The following is a 24,239-nucleotide window of genomic DNA, read 5'->3' on the forward strand; positions in this document are numbered from 1 at the left end:
GGAGCTCTCCTGATGGCAGCCCGCATCACCGACGACGAATGGGACGAACTGACTCCCGAGAATTTCGATACCACGGCACTGCTGCGTGCAGTCGATGCCGTGGACGTGCTGCGCGGCGATTTGAATGACAGCGCAGACGGCGCACCTCCGCAACTGCGCACCGACCTGTTGAAGCTGCATCAACTGGCAATGGCCGCGTTCAACGAGGGATCACGCAGCCGAGTGGCTGAGCTATTTGATCTCGCCGTGGATCTTCAGGATCAGGTTGATCATCTGATGACCTCGCTGGAACAAGTGCAAGAAACCCTGTCCCGGTTGACGGCGCTCTACCCAGAAAGCCTGTCCTGAATGTTCTTGGAGACAACCACATCATGAGCCGCAGCCGCCGCAAAACGCCCATCGTTGGGCACACGACCTGCCGTAGCGAGCGCGAGGACAAGAAACTCTGGCATCAGCGCTGGCGAACCCACGAGCGCACCGCGCTGGCCAGCGCGTCGCCGGAAGCTCTATGCGCCCATCTGCCTCTACTGGAAAACCAGGTCAGCAACGTCTGGTCGATGGGTAAGGATGGCCGCTCCTACTGGCCCATCAAGCGCCAGGCCGCCACGGCGGATCGCATTGCCAACCACAAGGGACGCAATCCGCAAGAGCGCGCCTCCCTGAAAAAGCGTCTGCTGCGCAAGTGGATGAGCAAATGAACCTGTCCACCATCGAGGCGCTGGCTATCGCTTGGGCGCGAATCGCTGAAGAAGCAGAACTCCCAGCCGGCTACGAGGGCACGGCGACGCCAGAGGCGCATCGGGCCTGCGAGGTGATCCAGGAGCGGATTCGAGAGCACGTCGTCGCCACCAATGACATGCGGCTGTTCGGCCTGCTGCACCTGCTTGGGCAGGCGTCGCTGCGCATGGAGCAAGCGCTGTGGCCGGAAGAATATGCGCGGATGACCCGCGAGGTCGAGGAAGCTCTCCGAGAGGCCGACGACCCCAACGCCAAGTCGTACACCCACGAAGAAGTCATGCGGGCGATGCAGGAACTCATCGACCAAGCGCGAGACAAGCCATGTTGATCGGCTGACGGAAATTTCTGGGTTTCCGGCTTACAACCCCATGAGAAAACACCGCACCGCAGAACAGTGGCAAGTCCTAATCGGTCAGCAGCGTGACAGCGGCCTGTCGGCCACGCAGTTCTGCAAGGAGCACAAACTCGGTTATGCCAGCTTCTGTAGTTGGCGCAAGCGCCTGTTGAGTCAGCCGGTCGGTGAGGCTGCGGATTCTGGTTATGCCAGCTTCCTGGATCTGTCATCGCTGATGGATGACTCGGCCTCTCCCGGAAGCGGCTGGAATATCGTGCTGAGCCTGGGTAATGGTGTTGAGCTAAGGCTGAGCCAGATCAGATGATCGGTCTGGATAGCCAGGCCCGGATCTGGCTGTGCACCGAGCCCACGGATATGCGCAAATCCTTCCGGGGGCTGAGCGCTCTGGTCCGCAATCAACTCAAGCAAGATCCGCTCAGCGGGCAGTATTTTGTCTTCGTTAACCGTCGCAAGACCCAAATGAAGATGTTGTATTTCACGCCCACGGGCTACTGCCTGTGGGCCAAGCGACTGGAGCAGGGGCAGTTCCGGGTACGGCCGTCTTCTTCGGGACAGCGCCCCTTAAACCTGACTGATCTCCAGTTGCTGATTGACGGTATCGAGGTGCAAAAGTACCGTCAGTTCAAGCGTTTTCGGGGCACGTAGCGGGTTGTGTTCCGGTATAATATCGGCCATGAATTCAATGGCTTCCGCGTCCTATTCCAACGCCCCTTCCTACTCGGTACTGGCCGAGGAGAATGCCCTGTTGCGTGAGCAGCTACAGGTCATGCAGCGGCAGTTGGACTGGTTCAAGAAGCAGCTGTTCGGCCCCAAGTCCGAGAAGCAGGTGTATGACCTCCCGGAGCAGGGCGGCCTGTTCCAATCGAATGATGCGGCTAGCCCGGAGAAGCCTCTCGATGCGGAGAAACGCCCGGTTCGGGCTTATCAGCGAGGCACCGGAAAGAAACAGCGGGACGACGACTGCCTGAACGATACGGGTCTGCGTTTTACAGCGGACGTGCCAGTGGAAGTTGTTGAACACCTGCCGCCGGAGCTAAGCGGCCCCGACGCCGACCAGTACGACATCCTTGGCACCAAAACGACCTATCGGCTGGCCCAGCGGACGTCCAGTTACGTGGTGTTGCAAGTGGAACGCCCCGTATTTCGGCGCAAGGGCAGCGACAAGCCCGTGACCACGCCGGCCCCGTCCAACGTACTGGACAACAGCCTGGCCGACGTCAGCTTGTTGGCGGGTCTGATGGTCGACAAGTTCCAGTTTCACCTACCGCTGTATCGCCAACACCAACGCATCCAGCAAGCGGGTATTACCCTCAGCCGCAGCACCCTCACCAATCTGATCAAGCGATCTATTGATCTGCTGCGGCCGATCGTGGATGCCCAGACCGACAATGTTCTGCGCAGCCGGGTGTTGGCGATGGATGAGACGCCGATTAAAGCTGGCCACCAGGGTCGGGCAGGCCCACAAAAAGGCAAGATGAAATCCGGCTGGTTCTGGCCGTTATACGGCGATGCCGATGAAGTGGTGTTCACTTACTCGAACAGTCGAGGCCGAGCCCATATCGAGCAGGTACTGAACGAACAGTTCAGCGGAACTCTGATCAGTGACGGCTATGCTGCTTATGCCCGCTATGCCGCCGCACAGCAGAACATCATCCACGCGCAGTGCTGGGTGCACAGTCGTCGTTACTTCATTGAGGCGCAGAAGGACCACCCGATAACTGCCACCGAAGCCCTTCAGCAGATTGCCAAGCTATACACCAACGAAGAAGAGATCCGCGTCCAGCAACTGACCGGCGAAAAGAAACGCCAGTACCGGCTGCTCCACTCAAAGCCGGTGGTCAGCGACTTCTTCCAATGGTGCCGGGATCAACTGGCACAGGGCGGTCTGCTGCCCAGTGATTTATTGACCAAAGCACTGAACTACGTGCTCAGCCGTGAAGCCAGCCTGACCGTCTTCCTGGAAGACCCAGACGTCCAGCCAGACACCAACCACCTGGAACGGGCCCTGCGCCCCATTCCCATGGGACGCAAGAACTGGCTGTTCTGCTGGACTGAACTCGGCGCGGAACACGTGGGCATCATCCAGAGCCTGATCACTACGTGCAAACTGCACGACATCAACCCGTACACCTATCTGGTGGACGTGCTGCAGCGCATCAGTCAGCACCCGGCCAGCAAGGTCGCTGACCTGACGCCTCGGCTCTGGAAGACCCGGTTCGCCGATAATCCGTTACGCTCGCTGATCGATCCGCGCCATTCTGATCGACAGACCGCACAGCCAAAGGGCACCCTCCATGCGCATTGAAGACATGAGCATCGATCAGCTATTGGAGCTGAACCGAATGATCTGCCGGCGCATTGATGAACTGCAAGATCAAGAAAACCTGCAGGCGCTGAGTCGGCTGCACGTGGGGCTGAAGGTGACCTTCGAAAGCCGAACTGGCTTGACTATGGGGATCGTCACCAAGATCAACCGCAAGAGCGTGATCGTCCTGGCCGAGAACGGCACGAAACAGTACAAGGTCTCACCGGAATTGCTAAGGCCCCTTCGGGACGTAAAGTAAGTCCAGTACGTCGTGGAATGAACGCTTACGGTTTGGGTGAGCTCGGCCAGCGGATATCTAGGCCTTTTCTGCTAGCAAGTCAGCTGGCTTAGCTTCAACTGCACATGCTGGGATATAAGGTCATTCCGGCGAAGCTGCTCTGGCAACGAGATGACGAGCTTTGCCAGAGCAGCAAGTCGCGAATGTTACGCAGCCATGCGCTCGCATTCTTCAGCGCACTTCATGCACGCTTTGGCACACTCTTGGCAGTGATCCACTTGATGTTTCGCGCATTCCTCTCCGCATGCACGGCAGATCTTGGCGCAAAGGGCACAAAATTCTTTAGCGTAATCACTTTCGCGACTCATCAGTATGGCGGCCAACCTACAAATGTCCGCGCAGTCGCGGTCAAGCTCGATGCAGCGTGCCATCATTTTTACGTCATCCTCACGCAGGCAAGCAGAGGCGCACGTTTCGCACACAAGGGCGCAGTTCGAACAAGCTTGGATACAGGAAGCGAACATTGAGTTTGTCATTGCGTTCTCCAGGGTTCGATAGTTGTATGTCGTCGGTGCCTACTGACCGATACGGCTCATCAGCCTGTTAGCAGACACTGAATTATGACACGCTCCTACCGAGCCCGTTTCGAAAAACTTCATTACAATGTTGTAAGGTAAATCCAACCGCACCGGGGCTCTGCGGGCGCAGTTGGTGGCGATGTGGCAGTCAGTAGCTTGGCGGCCCAGGCCAAGATCAAATCACGGGAGCGAAAGCGTAAGGGCAGCCAGGAACCGGAGGACGATGAGCCGTTCTGATTTCATGGCGACGACGGCCTGCTACATGGCTGCGTGTGGCAGGTCTTAAACAACTGAACTGGGCTAGCGAAGGAGTGGGGGCAACAGCAGCTGCGCTGGTAGACTTATCCACAGTTGCTGGTAACAAAATCAGCAATCCGCCCTGGGTCAAATTTCAATCGGCAGGGTCAATTTTCCATCAGCGCCAACATACACCCACGAAGAAGTCATGCGGGCGATGCAGGAACTCATCGACCAAGCGCGAGACAAGCCATGTTGATCGGCTGACGGAAATTTCTGGGTTTCCGGCTTACAACCCCTACATGAACCAATAATTTGTCCAGTTCCGGACGTGCGCTTTTTGAGCCGCTGGCAACGTCTTGATAGATCCGCTCGCACCCTGCCTTTGTCAGAGCATCGATCTGGAGGTCGGCGTTCTGATCCCGAGTACTCACCCGCGCATAGCCAATTTTCATCAAAAGTACCGTTTACTCAACAGAGAAATTGAAAATAGAACCTTGATTAACGATACCAGTATTTAAAACCATAATATGGGCTAACTCGGAGCTGGGCAGGTCTTCCGTTAAAGTTCTATAAAACGAGGGTTTTATCGAACCGTTGCGGCGCAGTGAGGATCGAGTGTATAAACACATAAACACCTAACATTGGAAAAAGTCATGAATACCACTCGCTGGAACGTCGCCGTCTCCACCGACACCGACCAATCGCTTCGCATGTTTCTGGCCAGCCAAGGCGGTGGCCGTAAGGGCGACCTGTCGCGCTTCATCGAAGAAGCGGTGCGGGCACACATCCTGGAGCTGAGCGCCGAACAGGCCAAGGTTTCCAATGCCCATCTGAGTGAGGCCGAACTGACCGAAGCGGTTGAAGAAGCGCTCGACTGGGCGCGTAAGCGCTGATGCGGGTTGTATTGGATACCAACATTCTGTTCAGTGCGCTGATCTCACCGCATGGGTCTCCTGATGCGATCTATCGGGCCTGGCGTTCAGCTCGCTTCGAGGTGGTGACTTCACGGGCACAGCTCGACGAAATTCGTCGCGCCAGTCGTTACCCCAAGCTTCAGGCCATCCTTCAGCCTGCCAAAGTGGGGGCCATGATCAATAACCTGCAACGCGCCGTGGTATTGGAGCGGTTGACCATTGAGGTTGAAGCCGATGATCCGGATGACTCTTTTCTGCTGGCCATGGCTTTGGCGGGCAATGCGGACTACCTAGTAACCGGTGATCGACGCGCAGGCCTCTTGCAGCGCGGACATATCGAACGCACGCGGATTGTCACCCCCGCCGTGTTCTGCGCCGAGGTACTGTGATCGATGCCGGTTGGTTTTCTGACTCAGGAGCAACGCGACGGCTTTGGTCGCTACATCGATGCGCCCAGCCGTGATGAACTGGAGCGCTACTTCCACCTGAGCGATGAAGACCGTGAAGCCGTCCAGGTACTACGGGGCAACCATAACCGCTTGGGCTATGCCGTTCTGCTGACTACCGTTCGCTTCGTCGGTGTTTTGCCGGACAAACCCACGGCTGTGCCGGTGGAAGTCCTGCTTGTGCTTTGTCGGCAATTGGCAATCGCCGACCCTGACTGTCTTGTACGTTATAGCGATCATCGTCGCTGGATACATGCGGCCGATATTCAAGAGCGCTATGGCTATCGCCACTTTACTGACCCAGGCATCGGCTTTCGTTTGAGCCGATGGCTGTATGCCCTTTGCTGGACTGGTACTGATCGTCCTGGCGTGCTGTTCGAACGAGCTACCTCATGGCTGCTCACACAGAAAGTCCTATTGCCCGGAATTTCCCAGTTAGAGCGCTTCATTGCCCAACTGCGTAGCCGGGTTGAAGAACGCCTCTGGTACACCTTGGGCCGCAGCGTGACCGAGGAGCAAAGACAGCACCTACAAGACTTGCTTCTGGTGGCCGAAGGCAACCGTAGTTCCCGACTGGATCAACTACGCTCCGGCCCGGTGATGGTCAGTGGCCCTGCACTGGTTCGGGCGCTGCGTCGGCTGGATGATGTACGCGGGTTGGGTATCGCCTTACCGGCAGCTGCGCATATCCCTCCCAGCCGCATTGCCGCCCTGGCTCGCTTTGCCAACACCGCGAAGGTCACGGCCATCAATCGACTGCCGGCGTCGCGCCGGTTGGCGACGTTGGTGGCATTCGCGGTTTCCTTGGAAGCCAGTGCGCACGACGATGCTCTGGAAGTTCTGGAAGCGCTACTGCGTGATATCTTCAACAACGCAGAGAAGGCTGACAAGAAGGCTCGGTTGCGTAGTCTAAAAGACCTGGATCGCTCGGCGGCAATGCTCGCCGCTGCGTGCAAGGTCGTGCTGGATAGCTCGATCAGCGATGACAATGTCCGTGCCCGGCTGTTCAACGACCTGCCACGTGTCACGCTGGAGAAAGCCCTGGAAGAGGTCAATGCGTTGATCCGTCCGGCCAACGATGTGTTTTACCTCGCTCTGGAGGAGCGCTACCGCAGCGTGCGCCGTTTCCTTCCTGACTTATTGAAACATATTCGCTTCGGCTTCAGCCCGGCGGGTAAGGGTGTGGCGGCTAGTTTGGACTGGTTGCAACTGAACTTGCCTCGCAGGAAGCCGGAGGATGACGTGCCGCAGGAGATCGTGGCCAAGGCTTGGCAGAACCACATCACTCGCGAAGATGGCTCCCTCGACATGGGCGCCTATGTCTTCTGCACGCTTGATGCACTACGCACGGCCCTACGCCGCCGCGATGTCTTTGTTGCACCCAGTTGGCGCTATGCCGACCCGCGTATCGGTCTGCTCGATGGTGCAGAATGGCTGTCGGCGCGACCGATCATCTGTCGCTCACTGGGCCTGACTGTGGACGCCAAAACCACCTTGGACGCCTTGTCTGCCGAGCTGGATGCGACTTGGTACGCAGTCGCCGCTCGCCTGCCCGACAATCCTGCGATCCAGTTGAGTGAGAATACAGAGGGCAAAACCGAGCTGTCCCTCGGAGCGCTGGAGAAGCTGGAAGAGCCCAACTCGTTGCTGCAACTGCGTGCAGCCGTGGCCGACTTGATGCCGCGTGTCGATTTGCCGGAAATCCTGTTAGAAATCGCCGCTCGTACCGGCTTCACTGAAGCCTTCACCCATGTGTCCGAACGCAATGCGCGGGCCGACAACTTGGTGACGAGTTTGTGCGCAGTGCTCTTGGGAGGAGCCTGTAACACCGGCCTGGAGCCCTTGACTCGCAACGACAACCAAGCGCTGCGCCGTGACCGGCTGTCCTGGGTGAGCCAGAACTATCTCCGTGACGATACCCTGTCGGCAGCCAATGCCATTTTGGTGGCTGCGCAGAGTCAACTGGAGCTGGCTCAGGTCTGGGGCGGCGGCGAGGTGGCCTCCGCCGATGGCATGCGTTTTGTCGTACCTGTGCGTACCGTACATGCCGGCCCTAACCCGAAGTATTTCGGTACCGGCCGGGGCGTCACCTGGTACAACCTGATCTCCGACCAGTTTTCCGGTCTTAACGCCATTACGGTGCCCGGCACCCTGCGCGACAGCCTAGTATTGCTCGCGGTTGTGCTGGAACAACAGACCGAATTGCAGCCCACACAAATCATGACCGATACCGGTGCTTACAGCGATGTGGTGTTCGGGTTATTCCGTCTGCTCGGTTATCACTTCTGCCCGCGCCTGGCTGATGTCGGCGGTACCCGCTTCTGGCGCACCCGCCCGGACGCGGATTACGGCAAGCTCAACGGACTTGCTCGCCAGTCAGTCAAGCTCGACCTGATCGCCGAGCACTGGGATGACCTGTTGCGTTTGGCTGGCTCACTCAAACTTGGCCGAGTGCCGGCGACAGGCATCATGCGCACCCTACAAACGGGAGATCGTCCGACCCGTCTGGCCCAGGCGTTGGCAGAGTTCGGACGGATCGAGAAAACCCTGCATACGTTGACCTACATTGATGATGAGTCCAAGCGCCGCGCCACCCTGACCCAACTGAATCGCGGCGAAGGCCGACACAGCCTGGCTCGCGCCGTGTTCCATGGCAAACGAGGCGAGCTTCGCCAGCGCTACCGAGAAGGCCAGGAGGATCAACTCGGTGCCCTGGGCCTGGTGGTAAATATCATTGTGCTATGGAATACCCTCTACATGACGGCTGCCGTGGAGCGGTTAAAGCAGCACGGCTACCCGGTACAGGACGAAGACCTGGCTCGTTTGTCGCCGCTGATCTTCGAGCACATCAATATGTTGGGACGGTACTCCTTCGCGGTACCAGAAGAGGTCGCCCGAGGTGAGCTACGGCCACTGCGTAATCCAGACGACGATATTTAGGTGCGCAGGTCGAACTCAGTGGGCTATGTTGTCAGATAGCTTAGATGGGATTGACCACAGCATTTCTCAATAAGTAGAAACACTGTGGCTTAGAGAGTTATCTCAGCGCAGCAGCAATACAGGCATGGTGGCTGTTCGAAGCATCGTCGTAGTCGTGCTTCCTACCAAAAACTGCCTGATGCGTGAATGCCCATAGGCACCCATGACCAGCAGATCAATGCCGTGCTCTGTCTGATAATCGTGCAGAGCCGACTCCACCTCACCTTGTCTGATTTCAGCTTGGACTAGGAAGCCAGCCGAGAGAAGCATGCTTTGTGCTTTTCCCAGTGCCTCGTGATTGCTCACCGAATCTGCACCGACCGTAACAAGATGAATGGGCAAGTCTTTGCAAAGCGAACTGGCGGCAAACATTTGGATGGTTTTGTAGGCTGTGGAGCTGCCGTCAAATGCGAGCATCACCTTTTCGGGCTTTTTATAGCTGTTGGCTGTGATCAGGATAGGCCGGTGAATTGTTCGCACTACAGCTTCTATCTGGCTGCCAAGGCTGTGCGCGTTGCGTGAGTTGTCTTCACCCACTCTTCCTATCACCAACAGTCGAATATCCTCCTGAAGGTCGCTCAGACTTTCTACCAAGTGTCCGTGGCGCTGCTTCAGCTCAGGAAACGCAGCGCCGGAAATGACCGTTCGCTCCCTGGCCTTTTCCAGCATGTGTTGGCCCTGTTCCAGAGCGAGTCTGGCGCGTTGGGCATCCAATGTAGCCAGCTCCTCCAGCAGATGCTCTCGACTGCCGAGACCAATATTTCCACTTAGGTCAGCTGCTGCTGGGTATTTCTCTTCATCCAATACGTGAAGCAAGGTAAGAGGCGCGTTGAGTCGCTGCGACGCCCATGCTGCGTAGTCGCAGACCGCCAATGAGGATTGTGAGTTATCAATACATGCCATTACGTGGGTCATTGTCGATCTCCTTAGTGGCTCATGAGCTTGTCGATGGCGCCAGGTTTGTCATGCACGCCAAAGCGGTCAACGATTGTGGCGCTGGCCTCATTTAGACCCAGCACTTCAACCTCGGCGCCCTCGCGACGGAACTTGATTACCACTTTATCCAGCGCGGCGACGGCGGTGATATCCCAGAAATGCGCCTGTGTCAGATCGATGGTGACCTTGTTGAGCGCTTCCTTGAAGTCAAAAACTTCGGTGAACTTGTCTGCCGAGCTGAAGAACACCTGGCCTACCACGCGGTAAGTCCGATGCGACTCCGTCTCTTCAAGACTGCTCTTGATATCGAGGTAATGTCCGACCTTGTTCGCAAAGAACAACGAAGCCAGCAGTACGCCGACCAACACGCCGTAAGCCAGATTATGCGTTGCCACGACCACCACAACGGTCGCGACCATGACGAGGTTGGTCGACAGTGGGTGCTCTTTCAGATTGCGCAAGGAATCCCAGCTAAAGGTGCCGATGGATACCATGATCATCACAGCAACCAATGCAGCCATCGGGATCTTGGAGAGCCATTCGCCGAGGAAAACGACCATCAGCAGCAAGAAAATGCCCGCGCACAATGTGGAGAGACGGGTACGTCCACCGGATTTCACGTTGATGATCGACTGGCCGATCATGGCGCAGCCTGCCATACCGCCGAGCATCCCGGCAGCGATGTTGGCAATGCCTTGACCCTTGCATTCACGGTTTTTGTTGCTGGTGGTATCGGTCAAATCGTCGACGATGGTCGCGGTCATCATGGACTCAAGCAGACCTACTACGGCCAAGGCGGCTGAGTACGGGAAGATGATGCGCAGAGTTTCAACGTTCAGCGGGACTTCAGGCCACAGGAAAATCGGCAGCGTGTCCGGCAGTTCGCCCATGTCACCCACAGTGCGGATATCCAGACCGAGGTAAATAGCAATGGCCGTCAGGGCCAGGATGCACACCAGCGGCGAGGGAATCAGCTTGCCGATCTTCGGTACATACGGAAACAGATAGATTATTCCGAGGCCCACTACGGTCATGGCGTAAACGTGCCAGGTCACGTTGGTCAATTCAGGTAACTGCGCCATGAAAATCAGAATCGCCAATGCATTCACAAAGCCTGTGACTACCGAGCGCGAAACAAAGCGCATCAGAGAGCCCAGTTTCAGGTATCCAGCGAGGATTTGAAGCGCCCCGCAGAGCAAGGTGGCTGCCAGCAAATACTGAAGCCCGTGATCTTTTACCAGGGTGACCATCAGCAGTGCCATCGCACCGGTAGCTGCCGAGATCATGCCGGGTCGACCGCCGACGAAGGCGATGACAGCACAGATACAGAAGGAGGCGTAGAGACCGACCTTGGGGTCGACGCCGGCAATGATAGAGAAAGCAATGGCCTCCGGGATCAGCGCGAGCGCGACCACGATCCCCGCGAGCACGTCTCCACGGACGTTGGAAAACCACGTTTGTTTGAGCGATTGCAGCATCAGAATATCCAAGGCAATGCACCACACGCACACCAGGCAGATGGCGAGCGCGTCGATACGAATTCAAGTTGTGAGGATTATTTGGCTGTGTGCCTTGGGTGTAAAAACCGGGCATACAGCAGTACGCGACCGCGAGCGAAACTAGCGGAAGCGAGATGTTGCGAGGGGGCGTAGCGCTAAGGCGGCGTAGGCTGCCAGTAGATCGTTTGGAGTACAGTCATGCTGGTGTTCCTGTAGCTCAAGAGGTATGGCTGAGCGATAAAGTATACAGTGAAGATATCGTCAAATGCGACCTGCTGCCTCGTTTGGGTCAGTTCTTCCAGCCGTGCTGATCTCCCTAGGGCAAGTCTTTCTAGATTAAACCGCGACGAACTCCGCTGTCAGGCAGTGTACACATGGTGGAGAGATCAATTCAGATCCTCCTGGGGTCGATAGAGAAATCGGAAAAAATCGTACGCTAAGCATTCGGCCTGTCAGGTTGAGGCCATAGAGATTGACGCCTTGGCGTCAGAAAATGCAGAAAGCGGCCCTAGTCTGACGCGGTGCCAGTGAACCGCCTGACGCCGAGTTGAAGCCGTAAACTCAGCAACCTTCGATCAACTCGCCGAACAGTTCCTTAACCTTTGCACGTGCCTCGACCAGCGCAACTTGGCCTTGCTCAGTGATCTCATAGACACGCCGTTCACGTCGCCCGGTGCGTTCGTGGCGTGAGGTCAAATAGCCCTTCTTTTCCAGCCCGTGCAGCATTGGGTATACCGTCCCGGCGCTCAGCTCGTAGCCGTGTCGTTGCAGTTCTTCGATGATTCCCAGTCCGAAGACGGGCTTCTCGGCTGCATGGTGAAGTATGTGCAGGCGGATCAACCCGCCGTACAGGTCTTTATCTGTCATTTTTCGTGCCTCACAGCGCGATACTCAACAGCCAACCCGCTGCACCGCTGCCGACGACAACTAGCCACGGCGGGAGCTTCCAGAACATCAGTGCGACAAGGGCGACCAGGGCCAAGACAAAGTCTTGCGGCTGAAATATGGCGCTAGTCCATACAGGGTGATAGAACGCGGCCAGCAGCAGGCCAACCACCGCCGCATTGACCCCAGCCAGCGCGGCTTGCATGCCTGTATTGCGACGCAGGCGCTCCCAAAATGGCATGGCTCCCACAACCAGCAGAAAAGAGGGTGCGAAGATAGCCAGTAGGCACACAATACCGCCGACCCAGCCAGAGGGAGCGGTGCTCATCGAAGCACCAAGGAACGCGGCGAATGTGAACAATGGGCCGGGCACCGCTTGAGCCGCCCCGTACCCCGCGAGGAAGGATTCATTACTGACCCAGCCGGAGGACACCACTTCGGCTTGCAGCAGCGGCAACACAACGTGGCCACCACCGAACACTAGTGACCCCACACGATAGAAGGCGTCCACTACCACCATCGTTGGACTTGGCAGCAATTTTGCCAAGATCGGTAGGCCAATCAGCAGGGCAAAAAATAACGATAGCCAAAGTGCGCCGGCCCGGTGACTGACCGTGATAGGTAGTGGGTCGTGCTCAACAGTATGTGCTGGCTTGAACAATAGTCGGCCTATGATGCCTGCGGCAGCAATCACACCAACCTGCCCCCACGCGGACGGTACGAGCAGGACAGCACAGGCGGCAATCGCCATTATTGTGACTCTCAGCCCATCCGTACACAGGTTGCGCGCCATGCCCCATACCGCTTGGGCGACTACGGCAACGGCCACCACTTTTAGGCCATGCAACGCGCCCGGCGAAACGGAATCCCCATAGTTGGAAATGCCCAGCGCGAACAGGATTAAAGCTACGGCCGAAGGCAGCGTAAAGCCTGTCCAAGCAGCCAGCGCCCCGCTATATCCAGCCCGTGATAGCCCCAACGCTATGCCGACCTGGCTGCTTGCTGGGCCTGGAAGAAATTGGCACAGCGCCACTAAATCAGCATAGCTGCGTTCAGACAACCAGCGCCGTCGTGTGACGAACTCGTCACGGAAATAGCCTAAGTGCACGATGGGGCCGCCGAAGGAGGTCAATCCAAGGCGTAGAAAAATAAGAAAAACCGACCATGGGCTGCGGTCATCGGTGGAGGTATTAGTCATGCGTTGGCCTACCTGATTTTCCACAGATTAATCCATAATAATCGAACTTCGATAACGAAATTCGATTTTATAGCTGCCCAAAACGACTGGAGTACCGTGCAATTCGTACTGGGTGTCGCAATGCAAGTAATCGATGTTGTGCTAGCCGCTGGTTTTGTCTGCTAGCACAGTTCATTAGCAAAACACGCTTGGCCTTAGCGTACGATTTTTTCCGTTTTCTCTATTGCCCCCCTCCTGGTCACTCCGAATGCAAATAACTGGTCAAGAATGCAGCCGGCTGGTCAATAACGGCGCCAATGGGTGGTCAAGTTGCGCAATGGTTTTATCGAGTCGGATGCCTGGGAAGAGGGCTCTGAACGGAGCTAGTCGGGCTTACGTTGGTTTTTGGTTCCATTGCTCCCCAAACCCCGATTTCATTTGGTAGCACGAACCAGGTGTGATCGATGATCATCGTAAATAGTGCGATCCACTTAATTAGATCGAGCGAGCTGTCTCTTTCGAAAGTATTCATCGTTAGTCTGCAGCGGCTATTTGTTGTCGTTAATTATATATGGCTTTTGGTCTTGTGATATATATTTATTATGAGGATGCTGTTAGCTTGCTGCTTGTATGTGCGGTAGTGCTGGTAGATAATTATGCCTAGGAAGTAAGTAGCAGTTAATGGTTGTGTACCGAACTACCCCCGAGCAGCGATAGGGGTAGGGAGGCAAAAACTAAAATAGCCCGGTCGGGTGCTCGCTGTTATTCGTATATATCCGGTTGACTCTATCAACTGGCTCGGACGCACTTTCTCCATTCTACGACTAACAATTAGAGGCCTCGACATGCAAAAAGTTATTACCTCCGTGCTGGTTACCAGCATTCTCCTCTCTCTCACTGGCTGCGCTGGTACTGGGTTGCAGGATCAGGATGGATCCCGCAACCAGACCCTGACCTGGGGCTCCATCGGCACTATCGCAGGAGCCGCCGCAGGTGCGCTGATCAATAAAGACAACCGCGGCAAGGGCGCACTCATCGGCGCGGGTGTCGGTGGCCTGGCCGGCGCTGGTTACGGCGTCTATGCCGACCGCCAAGAAGCGGAACTGCGTAAAGCCACTGCTGGTACCGGCATCGACGTACAGCGCCACGGCGATGACATCAAGCTGGTGATGCCTGGTGCGATCACGTTCGCTAATGGCTCGACCGAACTGTCTCCTGCTGCCCAATTTAACCTGGACAAGCTGTCTGGTTCCTTCAAGCAGTACGGAGAAAACAACATTGAGGTGACTGGCCACACCGATAGCATTGGTAGCAACTCCAACAACATTGAGCTGAGCCAGAAGCGCGCTATCAGCGTCGGCAAACACCTAATCGCCCAAGGCATCGATAAAACTCGCATCCAGATCTACGGTGCTGGCCCGTCCCAGCCGATCGCAAGCAACGGCACGGAGGAGGGCAGGGCACAAAACCGCCGGGTCGAGATCCGCCTGAAGGCACCGATCCAGCCCGTGGCCATGGATAAGGCTCAGTAATGAGCCTGCGCCTGGCTTCACCGCCAAGCCTGGATGTCGCCCTGCTCCTGATGCAGGGCGAGCACCTGGAAGCGGTCGCACTGTTGGTTGAGTCCGGTGCTGTTGACCTGATGGAGCTTGAGGAACTGAAGATCAAAATTGGCGTATATGCCGAGATTGGTTCCAGCACGAGGATCCGGCTTGCTCCAGGTACACGCGAAAAACTGCATCACGGCTCTGTTGAGGTTAAACAGATGATCCAGGCTTGGCGCGAAGCGCAGCAGGACCTGGTGCGGGAGATAAACGATGAACGCACTTAGTATTTTCTGGCCCGGATTCACGACCGCTCGCCGGATCGCTCGCAGTCCAGCGCGCTTTCTGGTCGCCGGCCTGGAGGCCTGTGTCGACTGTGGTCGTGATGTTTCGATCCCTGGTTTCCGCTGGCTCGCTGCTCTCGTGATGTTTGCTCTGGTTTCCGCTGGCTCGCTGCTCTCGTGATGTTTGCTCTGGTGTTCGGTTGCGGCGCTGCAGCGATGACCTGGCCGTTTGCGATCGCCGGCCTGACGTACGCCGCTCACACCGGTCAAACGACATCTGGATCTGCTGTCCTGGGCATGCTGTACGTGACTGCAGCCGCTTACTTGCCCTTGCTCACTCCTCAGCTGATCGAGCAATGAGCCCGCTGATACACAAATCATGCGATCCGGTTGAAAATTGCGAAGTAAAGAGGACTGAAATCATGAAAATCAAAATCGCCATACTAGTGCTGGCTCTGGTCGCCCTGGTTGGGTGTGGCGAACAGAAGTTGAATCAGGTCATGCCGAAAGCTGCGACTACTGACGCAGTTTACAGTGCGAAAGCCTCGCAATATCTGGAGGATGCACTCGGCACACCCAAGGCAAAAAAAATCGAACTGACCTTCTGGAATGAGAAAAGCAATCCAGACACCGGCTATTTATCCTTGGTCGTCGATGGCGTCGAAAAAGTCCGTCCCATTGACAACTACGGTGGCGTCAATCGCCGAACAGCAAGCACTGATGGATTTAAGTTTGTCTTTGAGAATGGCACTTGGCGGGCATATGTAGCTGAGAAGGATATTGAGACCCATGGTGAGCATCCCCAGGAGTTCTATAACGAGATGACCGGAATACTTCGCCGGTACTGATCAAACTTCGCAAATTACCCCCTCAATGAGGGGGTTTTTTGTGGGTGGGATATTAATAATCAAGCCATAGTTTGTAGCTATCAGTTTGAGGGTTGTGGGCGCTAAATTCTTCTTCGTGTTTGATTATTATGTGCTGACGGAATTGCAAAAATATTTGCCTGATTAGAAATATGCAATTGGAAGGTTTTGGTGCCGGCTCTTAAAATTTAGCATTAGAAATTCGAAAGGAAAGAGTATGAGCATTACAGCGGATAAACTTAACCGCGCTTTGGCTGCTCTCCGTGAGATCCAAGTCAAGGCGGGCGAATTACCTGAAATCTGTGAGCACGACGCTCACGTAATAGCGGCCCTGGCTGGGACTGTAGAAATAATCTTAGGTGAGGAGATTAAAAATGCTGCTTAAAGAGGCCTCAGTGATAATTCCACGGGCGATTGGGATTGGCTTAATTATCTACTTTGGCCTTGTTGTTCCAGGGCGTGAAGCGACACCAATACCTCACCCAAATACATTCGCTGACATCCAGGTTTCGCCGGTTCCAGTTCCACCAGTTTATACCAGGGAGGCTGATCATGAGTAAGCTCAAAACAGTCGCAGGTTATTTGACCGGCTACAGCCAGACGAAGAATGCTGCGCGCGAGCTGAAATACTCAGTTAGCTTGCCGATCTACTTTATTAAAGGGGGTTACCGCTGGTTCAAGGCTATTCGTGACCAGGCGAAAACTGATCGTGAACTGGCGGAAACTGATGATCGCCTGCTCTGGGATAAAATGTGCACAGATTGCACAATTACTAATGATTCATTGCGGCGTGCCTATAAGTCACTTTTATTCGTGAACGCGATTCTTGTTCTCGGCATAGCTGGGGTGCTCGGCAATTTGGTTGCAAGTTGGGACCGAGGTAGTCTGGTGATTTTTGCAAATTTGGCCTTTCTGAACATGGTGTGCATGATGCTTTTCCAAAATGCATATCGCGTGAACATGGCCTATTCGCAAAGCGCTCCACCAGTAATTAAATTTATGAGGGATGTTATCCGTAATCCGAGTTTGCTGGTCGGTAAAAAATTGCCGGCTGATTATCAAGTTCGGATGAGGGCCAAGTGATGAACAGTTTTTCACAGCTAGTTTTGTCCTGGATGTTTGGGCGTTGGATATTTCACTCGTCAGAAGTTACTGATTTCGTTGCCCAAGACGTAACACCACTGACAATTTTTGCGTCCGCATTCGCAACACTTGGCCTCGCGATGTTCGGCGCGCTGGCGGCCTGGGCCATGTTTCTTGGCATCTTCAGATTAAAGAACAATGGTAATTTTTTCGGTGCGAAGGACGGCAATGATGCCTTCTTTTATCCGCTGAGGGTTGTTATTGCACTTTCTTTGATTTCCCCGGTTATCACTGTTTCGAGCGCAGGAGGGACATCAGTGTCACTGACTCCAGGGCATTCGCTTGTTGCCGGTCTGGCAAAGTCGGCCGCTGAGTATGGCGATACTATGCAACACGATGCGTTCGAACTGATGCATCGCCATAACTTATTTAAAGATCCTAAGTATCAAGTTGAGGTGGATGCCAAAGTTGCTCTGGATATGCTCAACTCTTGGAAAGTATCGGCGACACAATTAGCTGCTCTCAAAGTTTTCAAGGATCCAAATGACAAACTCATTGATCTGACAGGGCGTGCACTGGCGGAAGAAGCACTGAAGGTCAGGTGGAATCAAGTTCATGGCGATAAATATCCAGCTTCCGGTAGTGCTGCTGCGGGTGTATATATCGCTAACGCGGGGCGATCTCTGCAAATACCCCTGATACCACCAAGCGACGATCTCGCTCGCGCCGTTGCGATGGGGGTGCAAGGGCTAATCGAGCCGGATGCAGTGGACGGAACAGTTGGGCGTGAGCTAGAAACTGAAGGCTGGTTTTGCAAAGCGGGTTGGCTATCGTCTATGACATGCTCTGCCGAATACGCACAAGTCAAAAGGAATAACTCAGCATCGATTGAAGCGGGCATTACAGCAGCGCAGCGACAGATCTGGATTGGTTTAGTCGAACACGCTGTTGGGCAGGCAATCGCTCTACGAGACGGCTCGGCAAGTTCTGCCGAGGCAAAGCGGTTTTTCGAGGAGAGCATTAACTGGACATCTCAAACAGCAGATTGGTACAAGAAAACTGTAGAAAGCGCGATTGCCACGACTATAGCCACCGATCAAGCGGCTCGCAGCGAGGCTTATTTCGATGAAGTGAAAAGCTGGGGTTGGATGCTTGGTGGTACTTTCGTGTTACGCGCAGCGAGCGACTTCTCGCGTGCGTCGAGTTACGCAGAGGGCGCGACAGCACAGATGATGCCAAAGTCCACGCTTTCGGCTATGACTCCGGGCGACTCGCTTTCAAAACTAGTCGAAAGTGAAGCTCTTGCTCAAATTCAACCAGGCAACACCGGTGCTGAAAAGTCGCTGCTGACCAGAGTTTTTTCGCTCGATATCCTCAAGCTTACGACCGGACCGAGCAACCAAAATATTCACAACATTGCAGCATGGGGCCGCTCGCTTGTTGGCACGGGCATTGGCTTTTTTGCGGGTGGGACGATAGCCCAATATATTCCAGGTTTGAGCTCAATCACTGATGGGACGCTGCCAAAAGCAATCGGCGGAGTAATGATTATCTCCGGCGGGTTGCTCGGCTACGTGATGCCTCTACTGTTTGCGATTTATGGACTGATGGGAGCAATCAGCTGGCTCGTCGCAGTGGCGACGACGTTTTTTGGAGTGACGCTCTGGTCCGCTGGTATGGCCGCGCCGAAAGGCGAAGAGCACACCTCGCAATTGTCGGCGAAAGGGTGGAACGCCTTCATCTTCATCTTCCTTTATCCTGCATTGGCCGTGGGTGGTCTGGCAGCAGCGATCGTTATCAGCGCTGTCGGTCTGGCCATGGTCCAGGCGATGGCCATGGGGCTTTGGGGGATGTTTGATCCGGGGGTCGCCGATGTCGGCCGTCCGCTGGAAAGCCTCGGCGGTATCCTTATCGGCGGCTTGCTGATGGTTGTTGTGATCATCCTTCTGAGCTGGAACGTAGTCGTTACCTCTGCTCAGTTGATCACCAGTTTCCCCCGTAGCGTGCTGAACATGATTAGCCTGTCTGAACCTGGCTTGAATCCGTACGAGAACAGCATGCAAGGGATCATGGGTGGCCTTTCGATGAGCACCCGGCAGATGCTGACCGGATCTATCAGCAGGGCGATCACCCCATTCCGACCGCCACAGCCCCCGCAGGGCGGCGGTGCTTAATACCGCACTTTATATGTCGGCGAGTCTACCGGTCTGGAAGCTCGCCGATCGTATATGCGCGTGGTGCTGAACCTTGGTTGGCGATATCGGCCTCATGCTCCAAAGCATTGGTCGCGTCGGTTGCGCGGGTTGTCGATATTGGCGAACCATTCGACTGCGGCCGGCACCTCAGCCAGGGTCTGAAACTGCGCTGCCGTCAGACGACGGTCTGCTGGGGCTGGCAATAGCTCGCCAGAGCCGGATGGGTGATGTCCTTCATTTTATGCCGGGCCCTGCAGGCCGACCCGCAGCGTGCTCACTCGCAACCCATTCCCAATACTTACGGATTGAACGGTCTACCTCAGACTCCGGTACCAGGTGTTGCCAGCGCTCGGATTCTTCGTCCATCTGAGTCTGAGATCCCAACTGAGGGCCGATTTCAGCACCTGCAGCTTTGAACCTGGCCCGAGCTTTGTCCCAGAACCCGTACGATAGCTCGTACTCGTAGAGGGGAATGATTGGCACCTGGTGCGTTTGCCAGAGGTGCCATAGCAGTGCCAGTCCGTTGCCCTGACGATGATGCTCGGGTGCTATCTCGATCTTGTTGATATACACCCGGTCCTTGAGCACGTTGAGGCTGTAGTCAACATGGCCGATGCGGACACCGTCCCGCTCAGCGACGATAAACGATCCCGTCCCTGGAAACGGAAACTGGAGCCTCTGGGTGTCGTTGGAATGGTCGATACGGATCGACAGTGACGACAGACTGGTTGTCAGGCTGTTTGAAGCGCGCCGCTGGAAAAAATCGCGCATTGGGTCAAAAAGCGACATACGGCCTACCTGTCTAAAAAGTTCGCGTATTTTATCGGTAATTTTCAAACCTGCTGGGAATTGAGGCGAGGAGGGTAGGTCGGTAGCATCCAAGTCATGAAACCTCACCTGAATGATCTGCTCCTCGATCACATCATTAACTCCGTTCCCGTCCTGCAGATCGGGCGTGATCGTATGGCCTACTATCCAGGGGCTGCGTTCGCCGGCCTGGCCTGCAACGCCTACCCGCAATCCTGGAGAGCCAAGGCATCGAAAGAACCCAGTGGTTCACTTTGGTTCGCGATCCACCTTGATGCGATCGGAATTTACTGGGAAGTTGACTATGTTGCATGGGCGAAAGGCTGCGCTTTCGTCTCTACCCCCGAGCATCGATTCTATTGGGCGCACGGCAAACCCGGGCTGGCTGAGAGGGTGCTGCGCTCCTTGTATCTGGACTGGATGCTTCAAGGTGCTCTTGCGGCTGAGTACGGGCCTGATTATTTACCAGGGTTAGCCGGCGACCCAGTGCTCCTGGACGAGTACAGCGAGTACCAGGAGCAAATGGTCCAGCTACTGAGCAGATTCGCAATCGAGGCGCGATAGGTTGAGCAAGCATTGACGACAACCGCGAATATCCTTAGATTGAATCCAGTAGCCGAGGGAAACGAGGGCGAAAGCCTCCACCCGCGGACAAATGAAAGTGATTAACGAAGAAACCACCTCACGGTGGTTTTTTCGTTTCTGGCGCCGAATTTACCAGCAATCCTTCAAAGCCTCCCCCTGGTGCGCAAGGACATGTCCCGCCCCGGCGCTCACCGGTTTCCCTTCTCGGCCCGCGCAGCGGGCATAAAGATCCCGGCCGAGGCCGGGATCCTTTAAGGCGCGAGCCGACAAGACTACCAATCCAGGACCTGGACCTTGCCAGGCACGCCCGTGGGCGCCGCGCGAGGCTTTGCCGCCGGCGCGGGTGCCGAAGTTTCCAGCGGCATGAGCGGCTCGGGTGCTGCCGGCGCGGCCGGCATAGGGCGAGAAGCAGCCGGCTGCGCCGGGGACACGGGAGCTTTCAGCTCAAGGGCCTCATTGACGTAGCGCAGGTATTCAGCGCCGGCCTGGACTTTCGCCCGTTCAGCCTGGTAATGCTCATCGAGCTTAGGGCTGGTCCCGGTAGCGATCCAGCTTTCGCGATCGAGATCAATGAAGGCCTCGAACGCGACGGGATCAATGCCCTGGAGCGGCTTGTACGGTGCTGGATGCCGGCGCAGCATTTCGGCAACGGCGGGATCCTTGTCTTTGTCCGCCAGCAGCCGCTGGAAACGCTCCTGCAGCGCATCACGCTCGGTACTGATCTGAGTCTGCATGGTCGTCAGGCGCTTCTGCAGTCCGGCAACTTTAGCCGCAGCGGTACGCTTTTCCCCGGCCAGGCGTTCCGCCTCGGATTTCTCCGCAGCCGCTACGCGAGCCGCTTCTTCGCGGATCCCCTGGGTAACGTGGCCCGCGCCGGCGGCAACGGCGATGCAGAGCGCAGCGACGCCGATCGCTTTCAGGAAGCGCCCCGCCTTGTCGTTTAGGGGCTCGCCGGTGATAACAGCGCTGACCTGGAGCAGTTCGCCATGCTGGGCGAGGAGATGTGCGGAAGAGTTTTTCATGCTGCTACCTCCTCAGCGGCCTGTTCAATTTGCTGCTCGGTCGGGAATGTGAACATCGGATTGAGACGGATCTGGGCGCGGCGGATGGTGCCGCAACGATTCACCGCAGCCAGGGCCGTGAATTTTTTCATCGTCAGCGACCGGATTTCATCCGGCGACACGAGCGGGATCTCGCCAATTTTTACGCTGCCAGCCGGCCGCTCCCGACGAATTGCGGCAGGCAGCTGCTGCCATGCCTGTTCAGCGCCCAACTTCTTCGCCAATTCAGAGACAGTGCTGATTGCCTGGCCGACATGACTATACGAGCGCCCCACTTTGATCATCTCGTCTGATGTCTGCGCTTTGGCAGCCAAAGTTCCGGTGGAGTAACCGCCAGCATTGGCCCCATACAGATTTGCGGTGGCCACCGGGTCCGTGGTGTTGGCCGCGACTTCGGAGAAAACGACGCGAGGCGCAGCGCCAAGGCGCTGAGATACATAATCGAGGGTCATCTCAGAGCCGACTTGCATGCTCACCACAGAACGGAATTGATCCAGGAGCATGATCGTGGCCTGCTCGTCCTGCAGTGCAACCTGCAGACCATCGAGGCCCTGAGTGGAGTACAACGCGCACAGACCGAGAGAGCGAGCCTTCGGAAGGATGGCAAGCTCTTCATGCGAAACCAGATCCTGCGCCTCGTCGACGACCAGCAGCACGGGCACCTGGCCTTCTGCTGTCCAACCATCGCCGCGGCGTTTGATCGCCGAGTAAAAGCGACGCTTGGCCAGGGCGGAAATGGCAACGCCAGTCTGGGTATCAGGCAGAGCCAGGCCAAGCATTGCTCCGTACAGGCAATCCTCGATCTCGATGCCTTCAACAGTGTCAGCCCATGCACCGAGCTCCTGGTCATTGATCAGTGTGCCGAGCCAAGTCTCCAAGTTGAGTTCAATTGATGAGCGCGTTTCATTGGCTTTTTCCATATGCCGCGTCATGAAGGCACTGTATGCACGGTGAAGATGGCCTGGCAGAAGATCGAAGCAATTGCTGTTTTCCTCGATGATTTGCTTAGCGCGAGCGCGGCTGCCCGATTCAAAAGTCAACTTGTAGATGGATCCGAGCGTCCAGGGCCACTCGCCCGGCTCGATGGCATTCATCATCGCCAACACCTTAGCCGCGCTGCGCAATAATTCCCGAGCGAACTGCTCCCACTCGTTCCCGCAGACATCGCCGGCATTGCCTTTATCAGAAGAGAAAAGTTTGAACAGGGTTTCGGCTACTTCATCCGGCAGCAGCCCTTGAATGGGGTTGAATGCGGCATTTTCAGGACTGATTACCTGGAAGCCAGGCAGGCCTAGCAACTCGGTTGGCAGTTGACCTTTACCATCCAGAACAAGCAAACCGCCCGCTTTTGCAGCCTGCCACTGCCAGACAACTGGACGAATGACAGCCGCAGTTTTACCCGTGCCTGTTTGGCCCAGTACGAGCAAATGCGTAGAAAGGTCTCCCACCGACAGACCGAAAGGAATGCCAGCTTGAGCAGGGCTATACGGATCCCGCCGTTCAGCAAAAAGATCAGTTGCAGTGCCCAGGTTGATGAGCGAAGACTTTTCGCCCATTGCTCGTTCGATCTGTTCATTCAATGCGCGATCGAAGTCCGCGAATTTACTTTTACCTTCCTGCTCGATCAGCTTGGGATACGCGCTCACCGCGAGCGCCTCACGGGCGGCGGCTGCACGGGTTTTCGAGATTGATGCCAGATCGAAAATGCAGAGGAATGACCATACCGCCGCAGCACCCGCGGCGACCGGCGCGATGAACCAACTCAACGAGTCGGCGGCAACGAACAGGCCGGCCAGCAGAATGGCGATACCGGCGACAGCCATAGGGATCGACTCATCAACCAGCGCTTTGCGCAGGTACGACACAGAAAGGTCGTCAGGGACAATCTGGCCATCCACGGGATTGCCGTCGCGGTCATATGTCCACGCCCGATAAGAACCCACCAAGTCGGCCGGCGCTTGAGGTGGCGTCACTCGCAGCAGCACGCGAGCACCGAAGTCCTTCACATCCTGGATTTCATCGTCAGTCAGCAGCACACCGGCCGGGACCATCAAGCGCCAGGCCGAAGGCGTCAGACCGAGCGAGCAACGGAACAGGTAACCACCGGCTACGGCAATACACAGACCGGCAGCAGCGGAACCCCATTGCCATGCCAGACTAGATCCGGTGCGACCCAGCAGGTATGCGGTAGCAGATACCAGCACGAGCGCCCCGACACTGAGCGCAAAATTCCGGGCGCGCAGGCGCTTCTGGAGTCGAGCGCCCGCATGGAGTGCGGCGCGAGAGTAGAAAGCGCGGCGCGTAAGTGACGCACGATCCGATGGGAGGGCCTCGATCACATCGTCATGCAGGATCTGACCGACGGGCCAGCCGCGAGTATCCGCGCTGAGTTGTGGGCCAAGCGCAGCGCGAATGGCCTGAGTACGGCGCTCGCGCCAGGCGCGTTTGGCTGCCTCGGGATCTGTGATCCAGAGAAGCAAGCTTGCCATGTACTTCTGGAATTGCGTTAACATACAAATTCTTC

Annotated in this window: 26 protein-coding genes and 2 pseudogenes; 19 read left to right on the forward strand and 9 right to left on the reverse strand. The window is 56.2% G+C overall.

Features of this window, described 5'->3' with window-relative positions; translation table 11 throughout:
- Positions 1-12: 12 nt before the first annotated feature.
- From CXF97_RS03005 to CXF97_RS03035, 7 genes are read left to right on the forward strand one after another with little or no spacing between them, the layout of a single operon-like run.
- Positions 13-348: a hypothetical protein gene (locus tag CXF97_RS03005; RefSeq protein WP_000741275.1), complete on the forward strand. Its 336-nt coding sequence runs from the start codon at positions 13-15 to the stop codon at positions 346-348.
- A gap of 23 nt (positions 349-371) precedes the next feature.
- Entirely contained in the window at positions 372-698 is a 327-nt protein-coding gene (locus CXF97_RS03010; RefSeq protein WP_000091614.1) for a hypothetical protein, read from the forward strand.
- The gene (locus CXF97_RS03015) at positions 695-1,066 is read left to right on the forward strand and encodes a hypothetical protein (protein ID WP_023294894.1); all 372 of its coding nucleotides are present in this window, start codon (positions 695-697) and stop codon (positions 1,064-1,066) included. Before CXF97_RS03010 ends, CXF97_RS03015 begins: the two co-directional genes overlap by 4 nt.
- Before the next feature lie 40 nt (positions 1,067-1,106).
- Complete coding sequence (locus CXF97_RS03020; protein WP_004423344.1) at positions 1,107-1,397, forward strand: hypothetical protein; 291 nt, start codon at positions 1,107-1,109, stop codon at positions 1,395-1,397.
- On the forward strand, positions 1,394-1,738 hold the full coding sequence (gene tnpB / locus CXF97_RS03025) for an IS66 family insertion sequence element accessory protein TnpB (RefSeq protein WP_004423345.1): 345 nt from the start codon (positions 1,394-1,396) through the stop codon (positions 1,736-1,738). The genes CXF97_RS03020 and tnpB overlap by 4 nt, the downstream gene beginning before the upstream one ends.
- A gap of 28 nt (positions 1,739-1,766) precedes the next feature.
- Positions 1,767-3,398: an IS66 family transposase gene (locus CXF97_RS03030; protein WP_004423346.1), complete on the forward strand. Its 1,632-nt coding sequence runs from the start codon at positions 1,767-1,769 to the stop codon at positions 3,396-3,398.
- Positions 3,388-3,657, forward strand: a complete 270-nt coding sequence (locus CXF97_RS03035; protein ID WP_003458515.1) for a hypothetical protein — start codon at positions 3,388-3,390, stop codon at positions 3,655-3,657. The genes CXF97_RS03030 and CXF97_RS03035 overlap by 11 nt, the downstream gene beginning before the upstream one ends.
- A 185-nt stretch (positions 3,658-3,842) precedes the next feature.
- Here the strand turns inward: CXF97_RS03035 and CXF97_RS03040 are convergent, their stop codons facing one another.
- Positions 3,843-4,172, reverse strand: coding sequence for a four-helix bundle copper-binding protein (locus tag CXF97_RS03040; RefSeq protein WP_032489165.1), 330 nt, complete (start codon positions 4,170-4,172; stop codon positions 3,843-3,845).
- A 192-nt stretch (positions 4,173-4,364) separates the two neighbouring features.
- On the opposite strand from CXF97_RS03040, the pseudogene CXF97_RS03045 reads away from it, so the two are divergent.
- Positions 4,365-4,451, forward strand: a pseudogene (locus CXF97_RS03045) (AAA family ATPase); the annotation flags it as partial.
- A gap of 299 nt (positions 4,452-4,750) precedes the next feature.
- Here the strand turns inward: CXF97_RS03045 and CXF97_RS03050 are convergent.
- Positions 4,751-4,906: pseudogene (locus CXF97_RS03050) on the reverse strand (recombinase family protein); the annotation flags it as partial.
- Positions 4,907-5,107: 201 nt separating this feature from the next.
- Between CXF97_RS03050 and CXF97_RS03055 the strand changes: the two are divergent.
- The 3 genes from CXF97_RS03055 to CXF97_RS03065 are packed head-to-tail and all read left to right on the forward strand — an operon-like array spanning position 5,108 to position 8,754.
- Positions 5,108-5,347, forward strand: a complete 240-nt coding sequence (locus CXF97_RS03055) for a ribbon-helix-helix domain-containing protein (protein WP_017335987.1) — start codon at positions 5,108-5,110, stop codon at positions 5,345-5,347.
- Complete coding sequence (locus CXF97_RS03060; protein WP_017335986.1) at positions 5,347-5,757, forward strand: putative toxin-antitoxin system toxin component, PIN family; 411 nt, start codon at positions 5,347-5,349, stop codon at positions 5,755-5,757. The genes CXF97_RS03055 and CXF97_RS03060 overlap by 1 nt, the downstream gene beginning before the upstream one ends.
- Positions 5,758-5,760: 3 nt before the next feature.
- Complete coding sequence (locus CXF97_RS03065; RefSeq protein ID WP_017335985.1) at positions 5,761-8,754, forward strand: Tn3 family transposase; 2,994 nt, start codon at positions 5,761-5,763, stop codon at positions 8,752-8,754.
- Positions 8,755-8,856: 102 nt separating this feature from the next.
- Here CXF97_RS03065 and CXF97_RS03070 read toward each other — a convergent pair whose 3' ends face one another.
- The 4 genes from CXF97_RS03070 to chrA all read right to left on the reverse strand — a co-directional run bounded on the left by CXF97_RS03070 (position 8,857) and on the right by chrA (position 13,311).
- The gene (locus CXF97_RS03070; RefSeq protein ID WP_017735064.1) at positions 8,857-9,708 is read right to left on the reverse strand and encodes a universal stress protein; all 852 of its coding nucleotides are present in this window, start codon (positions 9,706-9,708) and stop codon (positions 8,857-8,859) included.
- 11 nt (positions 9,709-9,719) lie between these two features.
- The gene (locus CXF97_RS03075; protein WP_017735063.1) at positions 9,720-11,207 is read right to left on the reverse strand and encodes a SulP family inorganic anion transporter; all 1,488 of its coding nucleotides are present in this window, start codon (positions 11,205-11,207) and stop codon (positions 9,720-9,722) included.
- A 582-nt stretch (positions 11,208-11,789) separates the two neighbouring features.
- Entirely contained in the window at positions 11,790-12,095 is a 306-nt protein-coding gene (locus CXF97_RS03085; RefSeq protein ID WP_017335982.1) for a PadR family transcriptional regulator, read from the reverse strand.
- Between the two features lie 10 nt (positions 12,096-12,105).
- A complete protein-coding gene (gene chrA / locus CXF97_RS03090) occupies positions 12,106-13,311 on the reverse strand; it encodes a chromate efflux transporter (RefSeq protein WP_017735062.1) in 1,206 nt (401 codons plus the stop codon).
- A gap of 824 nt (positions 13,312-14,135) precedes the next feature.
- Between chrA and CXF97_RS03100 the strand changes: the two genes are divergently transcribed.
- The 7 genes from CXF97_RS03100 (at position 14,136) to CXF97_RS03125 (ending at position 19,241) form a co-directional block, all read left to right on the forward strand.
- Positions 14,136-14,822 (forward strand): OmpA family protein, encoded by a 687-nt coding sequence (locus tag CXF97_RS03100; RefSeq protein WP_101155977.1) that lies wholly within the window; start codon positions 14,136-14,138, stop codon positions 14,820-14,822.
- Complete coding sequence (locus tag CXF97_RS03105; RefSeq protein ID WP_101155979.1) at positions 14,822-15,121, forward strand: hypothetical protein; 300 nt, start codon at positions 14,822-14,824, stop codon at positions 15,119-15,121. The genes CXF97_RS03100 and CXF97_RS03105 overlap by 1 nt, the downstream gene beginning before the upstream one ends.
- Positions 15,108-15,299 (forward strand): hypothetical protein, encoded by a 192-nt coding sequence (locus tag CXF97_RS27905; RefSeq protein ID WP_157830853.1) that lies wholly within the window; start codon positions 15,108-15,110, stop codon positions 15,297-15,299. Before CXF97_RS03105 ends, CXF97_RS27905 begins: the two co-directional genes overlap by 14 nt.
- A gap of 241 nt (positions 15,300-15,540) precedes the next feature.
- The gene (locus CXF97_RS03115) at positions 15,541-15,966 is read left to right on the forward strand and encodes a hypothetical protein (RefSeq protein WP_090202137.1); all 426 of its coding nucleotides are present in this window, start codon (positions 15,541-15,543) and stop codon (positions 15,964-15,966) included.
- Between the two features lie 235 nt (positions 15,967-16,201).
- Entirely contained in the window at positions 16,202-16,369 is a 168-nt protein-coding gene (locus tag CXF97_RS27910) for a hypothetical protein (protein ID WP_157696365.1), read from the forward strand.
- A gap of 167 nt (positions 16,370-16,536) precedes the next feature.
- A complete protein-coding gene (locus tag CXF97_RS03120) occupies positions 16,537-17,067 on the forward strand; it encodes a hypothetical protein (protein WP_090210894.1) in 531 nt (176 codons plus the stop codon).
- Complete coding sequence (locus CXF97_RS03125) at positions 17,067-19,241, forward strand: hypothetical protein (RefSeq protein ID WP_101155983.1); 2,175 nt, start codon at positions 17,067-17,069, stop codon at positions 19,239-19,241. Before CXF97_RS03120 ends, CXF97_RS03125 begins: the two co-directional genes overlap by 1 nt.
- Before the next feature lie 255 nt (positions 19,242-19,496).
- On the opposite strand, the gene CXF97_RS03130 is transcribed toward CXF97_RS03125, so the two are convergent.
- Positions 19,497-20,051, reverse strand: a complete 555-nt coding sequence (locus CXF97_RS03130; protein WP_101155985.1) for a GNAT family N-acetyltransferase — start codon at positions 20,049-20,051, stop codon at positions 19,497-19,499.
- A gap of 96 nt (positions 20,052-20,147) precedes the next feature.
- Here CXF97_RS03130 and CXF97_RS03135 point away from each other — a divergent pair, with 96 nt between their 5' ends.
- Positions 20,148-20,633 (forward strand): hypothetical protein, encoded by a 486-nt coding sequence (locus CXF97_RS03135; protein WP_101155987.1) that lies wholly within the window; start codon positions 20,148-20,150, stop codon positions 20,631-20,633.
- A gap of 293 nt (positions 20,634-20,926) precedes the next feature.
- Here CXF97_RS03135 and CXF97_RS03140 read toward each other — a convergent pair whose 3' ends face one another.
- Positions 20,927-21,676 carry a hypothetical protein gene (locus tag CXF97_RS03140; RefSeq protein ID WP_101155989.1) on the reverse strand — a complete coding sequence of 250 codons (750 nt, stop codon included), beginning with the start codon at positions 21,674-21,676 and terminating at the stop codon, positions 20,927-20,929.
- Positions 21,673-24,228 carry a type IV secretory system conjugative DNA transfer family protein gene (locus CXF97_RS28155; protein ID WP_178081137.1) on the reverse strand — a complete coding sequence of 852 codons (2,556 nt, stop codon included), beginning with the start codon at positions 24,226-24,228 and terminating at the stop codon, positions 21,673-21,675. The genes CXF97_RS03140 and CXF97_RS28155 overlap by 4 nt, the downstream gene beginning before the upstream one ends.
- Positions 24,229-24,239 lie beyond the last annotated feature (11 nt).

Source organism: Pseudomonas sp. Choline-02u-1, from assembly GCF_002836515.1.
In the GTDB taxonomy this organism is placed as follows: Bacteria; Pseudomonadota; Gammaproteobacteria; order Pseudomonadales; family Pseudomonadaceae; genus Aquipseudomonas.